Raw genomic sequence first — 11,431 nt, forward strand, 5'->3', positions numbered from 1 at the left:
TCCCAGATCCGGCGACCGTTCGACGGCGGGCTGCCGCCGTGTGAGGAGAGCACATGCTCGATTCGGATGCCCCTACCGGTACGACCGAGGGTGCCAACGACGAGAACCAGACGCAACCGACCCCACGGCGGCGCCGCCGCGCCGCCAGCCGGCCGGCGGGGCCTCCCAGGGCCATCGAGCCCGTGACCGCGCCCGCCGCGATCGCGCCGCCCGAGGCTGAACCAGAGACCGTGGAGATCGAGTGGACCGAAGTGGCCGCCGAAACGGTCACCGTCGAAGCAGCCCCACCGGTCGTCGAGGCTGTGACCCCCGAGTCCGAGGAGACTGAGGAGTCCGAGGAGTCCGAGGAGACCGAGACCGAAGACGTCCGGGCGGACGAGGAGGCCGGCCGACTGGGTGACGCCGCCGAGCCGCAGGCCGACGAGGAGCAGGCTGCGGACGAGGTCGGTGAAGCGCTGGAGGCCTTGGAGGCCGATCTGGACCGGGAGACCGACGCCGAGATCGACGCCGAGCTGCAGCCGGAGGAGGCCGCCCCGCGGACTCGCCGCCGGCGTTCGGCGCGCAAGGCGGCTCCGAAGGCCGAGGCGTCCGCCGACGACGTCGCGGCAGCGCTCGACAACCTGGCCGCGTCCCTCGGGACCCCAGCCGATGACGCCGACGCCGACAGCGACGACCAGCCCGAGGACGCCGAGGCCGATCAGGAGGCCACCGACGAGGGTGACTCCGCGCCGCGCCGCCGCCGCCGTCGGCGCGGGGGACGCCGCCGGCGCCGCAGTGCCGACGGGGAGACCGGCGACGAACCCGAGGACGACGGCGATGACGAGTCCGAGGGCGACGAGACCGACGACAGCGACGAGAACGCCGAGGCCGAGGCGTCCGAGGGAGAAGCCGACGATACTGGCGGTTCGAGCTCGTCCGGACGCCGCCGCCGCCGGCGTCGCCGTCGCGGGGAGGACACCTCCGCCGACGACGAGGACGGCGTGGACGTCGTGGTGAAGGTGCGCGAACCGCGGCGGACGAAGCCGTCGGCGTCCGACGAGATCACGGGCATCGAGGGATCCACCCGCATGGAGGCCAAGCGTCAGCGGCGTCGCGAGGGGCGCGCCGCAGGTCGCCGGCGGGCGCCGATCCTCTCCGAGGCCGAGTTCTTGGCCCGGCGGGAGTCGGTGGAGCGCCAGATGTTGATCCGGCAGGCCGACGACTACACGCAGATCGGCGTGTTGGAGGACGGCGTTCTCGCCGAGCACTACGTGGATCGCGACAGTTCGGCGTCGCTCATCGGCAACATCTACGTGGGCCGCGTCCAGAACGTGCTGCCCTCGATGGAGGCCGCATTCATCGACATCGGCCGCGGCCGCAACGCCGTGCTGTATGCCGGCGAGGTCGATTGGGACAGCTTCGGTGTCACGGGCGACGACCGCAAGGTCGAGAAGGTGCTCAAGAGCGGTCAGTCGGTGCTCGTCCAGGTGACGAAGGATCCGGTCGGCGCGAAGGGTGCCCGCCTCACCGCGCACATCTCGATCCCCGGCCGCTATGTGGTCTATTGCCCGGGCGGCCAGCTGTCCGGCATCTCGCGCAAGCTACCCGATCCGGAGCGGCAGCGCCTGAAGGCCATCCTCGACGAGGCGGTCGGCAGCGAGGCGAGCGTCATCGTCCGCACGGCTGCTGAGGGCGCGTCGGAGGAGGAACTCGTCCGCGACGTGAACCGGCTCAAGGCACAGTGGGAGGTCATCGAGAAGAAGAAGTCGGGCAGTGCGCCACAACTGCTCTACGCCGAGCCCGACCTCACGGTCCGCATCGTGCGAGACCTGTTCACCGAGGACTTCACGTCGCTCGTCGTCGACGGCAACGGTCAGGGCGAGGACGCGTGGGAGATGATCGAGGCCTACGTCACGCACGTGGCTCCGCATCTGGCGGACCGGCTCCGGCACTGGAACCGCGAGACCGAGGGCGATCTGTTCGAGGTGTTCCGCCTCGACGAGCAGGTCAGCAAGGCGCTGGAGCGCAAGGTGCACCTGCCTTCGGGCGGCTCGCTCATCATCGACCGCACCGAGGCGATGACGGTCATCGACGTCAACACGGGCAAGTTCACCGGCACCCAGGGCAACCTCGAGGCCACGGTCACCTCCAACAACCTCGAGGCGGCCGAGGAGATCGTGCGCCAGCTGCGGCTGCGCGACATCGGCGGCATCATCGTGATCGACTTCATCGACATGGTGCTTCCCGCCAACCGGGAGTTGTTGCTGCGCCGCCTCGTCGAGTGCCTGGGGCGCGACCGGACCCGCCACCAAGTCGCCGAGGTCACCTCGCTCGGGCTTGTCCAGATGACCCGCAAGAAGATCGGCACCGGCCTGCACGAAGCGTTCACCGTGCCGTGCGAGACCTGCGGCGGCCGCGGCTATCACGTCCACGACGCCCCGGTCGCGACCCAGGCGCCGGCCGACGGCGGCGACCGCGAGTCGCGCAGTGCCAGCAACGCCAGCGGCGGCGGCACCCGGCGCACCAGCCGCAGCCGGCGGCCGTCCGCCGACAAGGCCGAGGCCCCGGTGGAGTCATCCGGCACGACCGAGGAGTGAACCGGACGCCGTCGCTCCGGCGTCCGCGGACGCGTGGGCCAGCACGGTCGTGGCAGCTGTCACCACGGTGTACCCGTGGGCCGACCAGCACGTCGTGACGGGGCCGGACGACGTCGACGTGACGCCGGCCCGCCTGCACCCGGCGTTCCACGGCAGCTTCGACTGGCACAGCTGCGTCCACATGCTCGCCTCGGGGGTCTCCCTGCTCACACTCGCACCCGACGCCCTCGCCCCGGCCACCCGCACCGACCTGGAGGCGCTCCTCGACGCGCGGCTGCTCCCCGGGAACACGGCCGTGGAGGCGGCCCTGATCCGGCGGCGTCCGGGGTTCGAACGGCCCTATGGCTGGGCGTGGGCGCTGCGGCTCGCCGCGGTCACGGGCGGCACGCGGTGGGGCGGCGCCGTCGCCCCCGTCGCGGAGGCCGTCCTCGGCCACCTGCCCGGCTGGCTCGCTCGGCTCGACGCCCCGATCCGCACGGGCACCCACGACAACACGGCCTTCTCGCTGGGGCTCCTTCGGGACGCCGCCGGTGCGCTCGGCCGCCCCGACGTGGTTGCCGCCGTGGACGCCTTCGCCCGCGCCGCCTATCTGGGCGATGCCGCCTACCCGGTGGCCTGGGAGCCCGGCGGCCACGACTTCCTCTCGGCCGCCCTGAGCGAGGCGACCCTGATGCGGCGCCTCCTGCCGGCGGGGGAGTTCGGCGCCTGGCTGGACGCCTTCCATCCCACCCTCGGCACGGACGCCGACCCGCTGCTCGGCGTCCCTCAGGTGCGTGACCCGAGCGACGGCAAGGCCGTGCACCTGCTCGGACTGGCTTTGTCGCGGGCGTGGCGCCTGCGGGAACTGGCGGGGTCGGTGGACGCCGCTCGGTCCGCCCGGATGCGCGCCGCGGCCGATGCCCAGGTGACGGCGGTTGCGGGCCACGTGAGCGGCGGGGACTTCATGGCCACCCACTGGCTGGTGACCTACGCGCTCGCAGCCGAACTCAGCGGGGGGCGTCCAGCAGGTCCCTGAGCTGCGCGGCCGATGGGTTGGTGAGCACCTGGTCGCCGACGAAGACCGTGGGCGTGACCTCGTTTCCGTCGTTGTGGGCGCGCACAACCGTGTTCGCCTCGGGGTCGGCCCACACGTTGACCCAGGTGACCCGCGGGTCGCGCCGCAGCGCCTGCAGCAGCACCTCGCAGAACGTGCAGCCCGGTTTCCACAGCACCACGGCGTGGCCGGGGGCGATCCGCTGCTGGGCCTGGGCCCACGGCGTGTGCCTGCCGCGGCGGGCATGCCATCCCACGAGGACGGCTACGAACAGGAGGCCGCCGGCGAGAATCGCCCACCTTTGCCCAGGGTTGGCCGTGCCCACGAGCGCCGCCGCTACCGCGACCGCGAGCAGGCCGGTGATGGTCAGCGACACCAGGGTGCGCGTGCGCTCGGGGCCCGACATAGGCCCATCCTCACACAACCGGAACGGGCGGGAGGACCGGGTCAGGCGGGGCGGACGGCGCCGGCGAGGGTCACGCGGGCGGGGCCGGTGCCGGGGAAGGTTGCCGCGGTCACGCTGACGAGGCCGTCGTCGAGGAACACCTCGACGAGACCGTGGTCCTCGACGAGGAAGCCGCTGACGGCGCCCTCGGGAACGGGGATCGGTGGCGTGTCGCCGGAACCGGCGTGGACGCCGTGAGGGTCGGCGTCCGAGCGGTCGAAGACCATGGAGCCGCACGACAGGCGGCGCAGGGCGGCGGACGTAGGGCCCTCCGGTCCGCTCCACTCGAGGCGGACTTCGCCCGGGCCGTCGAACGTGAAGCCGAACTGGACCACCCCGGGGCGCGGTTCGGGCAGGACCGGGCGCTGCCGGAGCCTCGGACCGGCGGAGGTCTCGACGAGCGACAGGGTGCGGGCGAGGGTCATCGCCGAGCGCCACGGGCGGGTGGGGGCGTGCCGGGCGTACGCCCAGTTGCTCATCCAGCCGATGACGGTGGGTTCGTCCGTGCCCTGGAAGCTGACGGCGGCGTACATGTCGGGGCCGAAGTCGAACCAGCGATCGTGGTGCTCGTCGGGCGTGAAGGTGTGGCCGTCGAAGTCGCCCACCCAGTAGCGCATGCCCGAGCCGCCCGCGAACCCCGCAGGGTTGGTGCTCAGCAGGAGGACCCAGCGGGCGGCGTCCGTGCCCTCGACGGGCACCCGGACGAGGTCGGGGCACTCCCACAGGCAGCCGGGCACGTCGTTCGGCCGGAACGACGACTCGAACCGCCACGCGATGAGGTCGGCTGAGCTGTGGACGAGAAGTTCGCCGCGGTCGGCCTCCACGGCCACCATGACCCAGCGGCCCGTCTCCTCGTGCCAGAAAACCTTGGGGTCGCGGAACTCCTTCGAGCCGCGGTCGAGCACCGGGTTGCCGGGGTAGCGCGTCCAGGTGAGGCCGTCGTCGTTGCTCCAGGCGAGCGCCTGGGCCTGGCGGTGGGGGTGTTCGGGGTGGTCTGGTGTGGAATGACTGGTGTAGAGGGCGACGAGCGGCCCTTCGGGGCCCTCCCCGAGACCCGAGGTGTTGGCGCGGTCCCACACCGCCGACCCGGAGAACGCCATCTCCTGGTCGGTGGCGGGGATGGCGACCGGCAGTTCGCACCAGTCGATGAGGTCGATGGAGGTGGCGTGGCCCCACCCGATGTTCCCCCAGTCGTCCCCCTCCGGGTTGTTCTGGAAGTACAGGTGGTAGATCCCGTCGTGCCGGATGAGACCGTTGGGGTCGTTCATCCAGGTGTCCCGCGGGGTGAAATGCACCTCGGGACGGTACTGCGGGGTCGGGTGGGCCATGCCTCCTCCTTCGGCTTGCTCGGACGCCGCGGGCGTCAGGCGTTCGCGGCGTAGCGGTCGTAGGCGTCCTGGTAGACCTTGTTCACCTGCTCGAGCCCGAGGGTGTTCAGCTGGGCCAGGTACGCGTCCCACTCGGCATCGATCGTGCCGCGCACGATCCACGTCGCGAACTTCTCCTGCACCAGGGTCTTGATGTCGGCCAGCGGCTGCGCGGTCTGGTCCAGTTCCTCGTTGCTGAGCATGACCGGCGGGAAGGCGTCGTTGGCCTTGTAAGGGGCGTAGAACTCCTTCACGATGTCCTGGCGCTCCTTGGCGCGCGGCTCGGGGGCCACCACCTTCTCGAAGTCCTCGGCGGTCGTGATGCGCGGGCCACCGGGGGCGACCTTCTGACGACGCTCGCCCTCGGACTCGCCCGCGGCCGCGGGGATCTGGACGAGGACGCCGTTGGCATCCTCCTCCAACGTGACGCCGATCGGGCCCCACGCGGTCTGAGCCGACATGACCGGGTCGTAGAGCCGGTCCACCCAGCGCATGGTGGCGTTCGGGTACTTGTTCGACCGGGTGATCGCGAAGGCGCCGCGGTTGATCTCGGCGTAGTTCGAGACCGACGCGAGCTTCTGGCCGTTGCGGCCCTCCAGGATGCCGACGTGGGCGTAGTCGGCCTCACGGTCCGCGCCGACGGCCTCCTTGAGCTCCCACCACAGGAAGGAGCCGAGACGCACCGGGTCGGCCTTGCCCTTCGCGAGGTAGGCGGCATCGTCCTGGGAGAAGCTCTCCGCGTCGATGAGGCCCTCGGCGTACCACTCGCCGAGCTCCTTGACGGCAGCCTTCCACTCGTCGCGCGTCGCGGTGAAGATGACCTCGCCGTCCTGCACGATGCGGTGGTCGTTGTTGTCGGGCAGGCCGCCGATGGCGGCGATGAGGTCGGCGACGTTCGCGCAGAAGGAGTCGACGCGGAACGACAGCGGGATGACGTTGTCGCCGCGGCCCTTGAAGGCCACCAGGGCTGCCTTGTACTCGTCGATGGTCGTCGGCACCGCGAGGCCCGCCTCGTCCAGCCACGTCTTGTTGATGTAGAGGAAGTTCGGGTAGGGCAGGATGCCGAGCTCCTCGACCGCGGGCAGCGTGTAGATGTGGCCCTCGGACGTGGTGATGGCGGACCGGATGTCGGGGCGCTTGTCGAGGATGCCCTTGAGGATCGGCGCGTACTCGTCGATGAGACCCTCGAGCGGGATCAGCGTGCCGTTGGCACCGTTGGTGACGACCTCGGCGTCGGAGAGACCCGTGTTGAACAGCGCGTCAGGCAGGTCACCGGAGGCGAGCATGAGGTTCTTGCGCTCGGCGTACACCGTCTCGGGAAGGTTCTCCCACGTGATGTCGATGTTCGTGTCGGTCTTCCATTGCTGCACGAGCTGCATGGAGGCGTAGTCGGGGGCGAGCGCCGACTTGGTGCCCGAGAAGGTCAGGGGCAGTGGCTGGGTCGTGATCGGGAGGCCGTCGCGCTTGAAGCCGAAGGCGTCCGAGCTGTCTTCAGCGGTCGGGACGGATCCGCCCGAGCCGGTCGAGCAGCCGGCCACGGTGGCGCCCAGGGCGATGCCGGCCAGGCCATAGAGGAATCCTCGTCGATTGATCATGGTGAGTGGTGCCTTTCTGGGTTGGTTTCACTTGAGGGCGCCGAGCGTGGCGCCCTTCACGAAGTACTTCTGGAGGAAGGGGAAGATGATGAGGAGCGGCACCGTGGTGATCACGATCATGCCGTACTTGATGAGTTCGCCCAGGCGCTGGGCGGCGGCGTAGGAGTCGATGGACCCGGTGTCCATGCCGGCGGCCGCCTGCGACTGGATGAGCACGTTGCGGAGCACGAGCTGCAGCGGGTAGAGGGTCTCGTCGTTCAGGTAGATCATCGCGTCGAAGTAGGAGTTCCAGTACGCGACGATGTGCGTCATGGCCATGAGCGCGATCAGCGGTTTGGTGAGCGGCAGGGCCATGCGGAAGAAGAACTGGAAGTCGTTCGCGCCGTCGAGCTGGGCGGCCTCACGCAGTTCCCCGGGCACGTTCTGCTCGAAGAAGGTGCGGGCGATGATGAGATTCCAGACGCCCACCGCGCCGGGCAGGATGACCGCCCACATCGTGTTCAGCAGGCCCAGATCGCGCACCACGAGGTAGCGGGCGATCATGCCGCCGTCGAAGAACATCGTGATGATGAAGAGGATCATGAAGAACTTGCGGCCGGGCATGTCCTGCCTAGAGAGTGCATAACCGGTCATCAGGATGATGGCCACGCTGACCAGCGTGCCGACGCCCGTGTACAGCACCGAGTTGCCGAAGCCGCGCAGCAGCGACGGGTCGGACAGCAGGGCCTGGTAGCCCTCCATCGTGAACCCTTGGGGCAGGAGCCAGACGCGGCCCTGCTGGATGAGGTTCGGGTCGGAGAACGACGCGATGACGATGAAGTAGAGCGGGTAGATGATCGCGACGACGGCCAGCAGCAGAATGCCGATGGTGATCACGTTGAACGCCGGGTCGGCGATGCGGTCGAGGAAGGACTCCTTGCGGCGGACGTCGTAGGTGCCGTTGGCGCCGCGGGTGGCCGGTGCCGTGCTGGTCTTGTTCATGTTCGTCACCACAGGCTCGATTGGTTGGACTTCCGGGCGACCCAGTTGAAGGTGACCAGGAGGATGAGGTTGAGGACCGAGTTGAACAGGCCGATGGCAGCCGAGTAGCTGAACTGCGCCTGTTGGAGGCCGGCCTTGTAGACGTAGGTGTTGATGATTTCCGATGTCTCGAGGTTGAGCGGCGTCTGCATCAGGTAGACCTTCTCGAAGCCCAGGTTGAAGATGTTGCCGATGGCGAGCACGAAGAGGATCGAGACGACCGGCATGATGCTCGGGATGTCGATGTGCCACATGCGCTGGAACTTGTTGGCGCCATCCACCTTCGCCGCCTCGTGGAGCGCCGGGTCGATGGCGGTGAGCGCAGCGAGGTAGATGATCATCGAGAAGCCGGCGTTCTGCCAGATGTCGGAGCCGATGAACAGCGGCCGGAACCAGCCGGGCTCGCCGAGGAAGAAGATCGACTGGCCGCCCATGAGGGTGATCGCGTTGTTTACCAGGCCGGTGCCCGGGCTGAAGAGCAGGAAGATCATGCCGACGACGACCACGACCGAGATGAACGAGGGCGCGTACAGCACGGTCTGCACGAACTTCTTGAACTTCTCCGAGGCCAGCTGGTTCACGATCAGCGCGAGGATGATCGGGACGGGGAAGGCGGCCAGGAGGCCGATCGTGTTGATGGTGAGGGTGTTCACCAGCAGGCGCTCGAACTGGAACGACTGGATGAAGCGCTCGAAGTGGGCCAGGCCCACCCACGGGCTGCCGAGGAACCCGGCCGACGGGTTGTAGTTCCGGAACGCGATCTGCGCGCCGTACATCGGCCAGTACTTGAAGACGAGCAGGTAGATGAGGCCAGGAGCGAGTAATACGTATAACTGCCACGACTGAAGGACGCGGGTTGCGTGGCTGACCCTCCGGCGGGTGGGGATCGCCGCGGCCGGGGCGTCAGAAGGTGGCGCGACCGGGTTGGGCGGCGAGGGGACTCGTGATGTGTCGGTCACAGGAGCACCTTTGCTGGGCTGACGGATTGGCGGGGGACGAGGGAGCAGGTGACCGGGAGGCGGTCACTGCCCTTGGTGCCGTCGAGGAGCGTGTCCACGGCGAGGCGGCCCAACTGCGCGAGCGGCAGTTGGAAGGTGGTCAGACGCGGGGAGAACATCTGCTCGAGAATCGTCTGGTCGTCGAAGCCGACGATGCTGACGTCACCCGGGACGGAGAGGCCCCGGGCAGCCAGGGCGTGGTAGGCGCCGAGCGCGGTGCGGTCGTTGGCGCAGAAGATGGCGGTCGGCGGGTCGTCGAGCTCCATGAGCCCGGGGAGCTGGTTGAGGCCGTCCTCGTAGGTGCCGTGGCCGTGCCGGATCAGGTCGGGGTCGACCGGCAGGCCGGCGGCCTCGAGGGCCGCGCGGTAGCCGACGAGGCGGCCGGTGGCTGCCGGGAGCGACTCGTCGCCGGCCTGGATGTTGATGATGCCGATCCGGCGGTGGCCCGCGGCGAGGAGGTGTTCGGTGGCCTCGCGGCCGCCCCGCTCCTCGTCGGGGAACACGCTGGGGACGCGACCGTCGGCGTCCTGGGCGTTGAGGCAGACGGTGCGTACCGTGCGCAGCGACCGGGGCACCTCGAGGATGCGGTGGTACATGGCCGCGTAGAGCACGCCGGCGACGCGGTAGGACTGGAGCATCTCGATGGCGGCGCCCTCAAGGTTGGCCGAGCCGGCCGTGTCGACCGTGAGGAGGACGTACCCGCGCTTCCAGGCCTGCTGTTGGGCGCCGAGGATCATGGCGCCGGCGAAGGGGGAGGTGGCGACCTCGTCACCGATCAGGCCGATTATCTGGGCCTTGCCCTCGCGGAGGACCTTCGCGTGCATGTTGGTGCGGTAGCCGAGGCGCGCGGCGGCGTCCCTGACGCGCTGGGCGGTCTCGTCGGAGACCCGGCCGGCCTGCGCGTCGTTCAGCACCATGGAGACCGTCGCCTGGGAGACTTCTGCTTCCCGGGCCACATCGTCCATCGTGGGGCGCTTCGCCATCGAAAGGTCCTTCCGCGTTATGCGTATAACCGTAGCTTGGCACGGACGGTGAGGCTGCGTCAAGCCCTTCCCTCAACGCGGTGATCCTCAGGTGATGAGCTGGCTGGCCGCGTGGATCACGAGCCCCGCCAGCGCGCCCACCACCGTCCCGTTGATGCGGATGAACTGCAGGTCGCGGCCCACGTAGAGCTCGATGCGGCGGGAGGCCTGCTCGCCGTCCCAGCGCTGGATCGTGTGGCTGATGACAGAACTGAGCTCGCGGCCGTACGTGCGGACACCGAAGCCGGCGGCGTCCGCGAGGGCGCCGTCGACGCGGGCCGAAAGCGACTCATCGTTCTGGAGGGCGTCGGCGAACCGCTGGACGAGGCGGACGCCGCGGGCGTACAGGCCCGACTGTTCGTCCTCGAGCGCGGTGACGAGGGTGTTCTTGAGGCTCTGCCACAAGGCGACCACCGTCTCCGCCACTTGCGGGTGGGTGAGGAGTCGTTCCTTGAGTGACTCGGCTTTGGCCTGCACGCGCGGCTCGTGCTGCAGGTCGCCTGCCACCTGCCGCAGGAGGTTGTCGAGGCCCTTGCGGGTCGGGTGCACCGGGTTGTCCCGTACGGACGCCGCCCAGTCGACCGCCTGCCAGTAGAGGACGCTCACGACGCGCTGGTTGACGAACTTGGGCGCCCACGCCGGCGCGCGGTCGTGGAGGATGGCGGTGAACTCGGTCGGGTGCGCCACGAGCCAGGCGTGGATCTCGCGGGCGACGAGATCGACGAGCCCTTTGTGAGACTTGTCGTCGAGGACCCCGTCGAGCAGCGCCCCGGCGATCGGCGCGATCGGCTCACGAGCGAGCCGGGGGAGGATGACGTCGGTCGCGAGGCTGCGGACGGTGTCGTCGTCCACACGGTCGAGCAACGCCCGGGAGATGCGGACGCCCTCGGTCACCAAACGGCGCGCGTTGGGTTCCTGTTCGGCCCACGCCCCGGCCTTGGCCGCGAGGTGGGCGTCCATGATGCGTTCGCGCACGATCTCCTCGGTGAGGAAGTTGTCGGCGAAGAAGGACTGGAGGCTGCCGGCGAGTTCGTCCTTCTTGCGGGGGATGAGCGCGGTGTGCGGGATCGGCACGCCCAGCGGATGCCGGAAGAGGGCGGTGACGGCGAACCAGTCCGCCAGGCCGCCCACCATGCCCGCCTCGGCCATCGTGTTCACGTAACCCCACACGCCCGCGTGGTCGAGCGGCAGGGTGAGGACGTAGACGAGGGCGGCCACGCCGAGCAGCCCCAGAGCGACGCCCTTCATCCGGCGCAGGCGGGTGCGTCGGAGCTCGTCGGCGGGGGAGAGGGCCATCAGATCCACGGGTCCAAGGATTCCACGGGGTTTCCGCCCGACAGCGCGTGGCGTCCCCGAGTCGTCCCGGTTTCGCCCC

9 protein-coding genes are annotated in these 11,431 nt (G+C 69.6%); 2 read left to right on the plus strand and 7 right to left on the minus strand.

Translation table 11 applies throughout. The annotated features are described in order from the left end of the window. Window positions 1-53: 53 nt before the first annotated feature. Complete coding sequence (locus tag Q1K57_RS04145; protein WP_300079291.1) at window positions 54-2,576, plus strand: Rne/Rng family ribonuclease; 2,523 nt, start codon at window positions 54-56, stop codon at window positions 2,574-2,576. After that, window positions 2,467-3,591 (plus strand): DUF2891 family protein, encoded by a 1,125-nt coding sequence (locus Q1K57_RS04150; protein WP_300079293.1) that lies wholly within the window; start codon window positions 2,467-2,469, stop codon window positions 3,589-3,591. Before Q1K57_RS04145 ends, Q1K57_RS04150 begins: the two co-directional genes overlap by 110 nt. Here the strand turns inward: Q1K57_RS04150 and Q1K57_RS04155 are convergent. The 7 genes from Q1K57_RS04155 to Q1K57_RS04185 form a co-directional block, all read right to left on the minus strand. Next, on the minus strand, window positions 3,563-4,015 hold the full coding sequence (locus tag Q1K57_RS04155) for a glutaredoxin domain-containing protein (protein ID WP_300079296.1): 453 nt from the start codon (window positions 4,013-4,015) through the stop codon (window positions 3,563-3,565). The two genes, Q1K57_RS04150 and Q1K57_RS04155, sit on opposite strands and share 29 nt — an antisense overlap. Before the next feature lie 41 nt (window positions 4,016-4,056). Continuing rightward, window positions 4,057-5,382 (minus strand): glycoside hydrolase family 32 protein, encoded by a 1,326-nt coding sequence (locus Q1K57_RS04160; RefSeq protein ID WP_300079298.1) that lies wholly within the window; start codon window positions 5,380-5,382, stop codon window positions 4,057-4,059. Window positions 5,383-5,417: 35 nt separating this feature from the next. Continuing rightward, a complete protein-coding gene (locus Q1K57_RS04165; protein WP_300079301.1) occupies window positions 5,418-7,016 on the minus strand; it encodes an extracellular solute-binding protein in 1,599 nt (532 codons plus the stop codon). Window positions 7,017-7,043: 27 nt separating this feature from the next. Beyond that, entirely contained in the window at window positions 7,044-7,997 is a 954-nt protein-coding gene (locus tag Q1K57_RS04170) for a carbohydrate ABC transporter permease (protein ID WP_300079303.1), read from the minus strand. 5 nt (window positions 7,998-8,002) lie between these two features. Further along, window positions 8,003-8,995 (minus strand): ABC transporter permease subunit, encoded by a 993-nt coding sequence (locus Q1K57_RS04175; RefSeq protein ID WP_300079305.1) that lies wholly within the window; start codon window positions 8,993-8,995, stop codon window positions 8,003-8,005. Next, complete coding sequence (locus Q1K57_RS04180) at window positions 8,992-10,017, minus strand: LacI family DNA-binding transcriptional regulator (RefSeq protein WP_300079308.1); 1,026 nt, start codon at window positions 10,015-10,017, stop codon at window positions 8,992-8,994. The genes Q1K57_RS04175 and Q1K57_RS04180 overlap by 4 nt, the downstream gene beginning before the upstream one ends. A gap of 87 nt (window positions 10,018-10,104) precedes the next feature. After that, window positions 10,105-11,352, minus strand: coding sequence for a DUF445 domain-containing protein (locus tag Q1K57_RS04185; RefSeq protein ID WP_300079314.1), 1,248 nt, complete (start codon window positions 11,350-11,352; stop codon window positions 10,105-10,107). Between the last annotated feature and the right edge of the window lie 79 nt (window positions 11,353-11,431).

Source organism: Propioniciclava sp., from assembly GCF_029977985.1.
Taxonomy (GTDB): Bacteria; Actinomycetota; Actinomycetes; order Propionibacteriales; family Propionibacteriaceae; genus Propioniciclava.

Bases quoted from the DNA above. Each gene is read 5' to 3' on its own strand.
- Q1K57_RS04155 (WP_300079296.1), bottom strand. From the start codon at position 4,015: ATGTCGGGCCCCGAGCGCACGCGCACCCTGGTGTCGCTGACCATCACC.
- Q1K57_RS04165 (WP_300079301.1), bottom strand. From the start codon at position 7,016: ATGATCAATCGACGAGGATTCCTCTATGGCCTGGCCGGCATCGCCCTG.
- Q1K57_RS04170 (WP_300079303.1), bottom strand. From the start codon at position 7,997: ATGAACAAGACCAGCACGGCACCGGCCACCCGCGGCGCCAACGGCACC.
- Q1K57_RS04145 (WP_300079291.1), top strand. From the start codon at position 54: ATGCTCGATTCGGATGCCCCTACCGGTACGACCGAGGGTGCCAACGAC.
- Q1K57_RS04180 (WP_300079308.1), bottom strand. From the start codon at position 10,017: ATGGCGAAGCGCCCCACGATGGACGATGTGGCCCGGGAAGCAGAAGTC.
- Q1K57_RS04185 (WP_300079314.1), bottom strand. From the start codon at position 11,352: ATGGCCCTCTCCCCCGCCGACGAGCTCCGACGCACCCGCCTGCGCCGG.
- Q1K57_RS04160 (WP_300079298.1), bottom strand. From the start codon at position 5,382: ATGGCCCACCCGACCCCGCAGTACCGTCCCGAGGTGCATTTCACCCCG.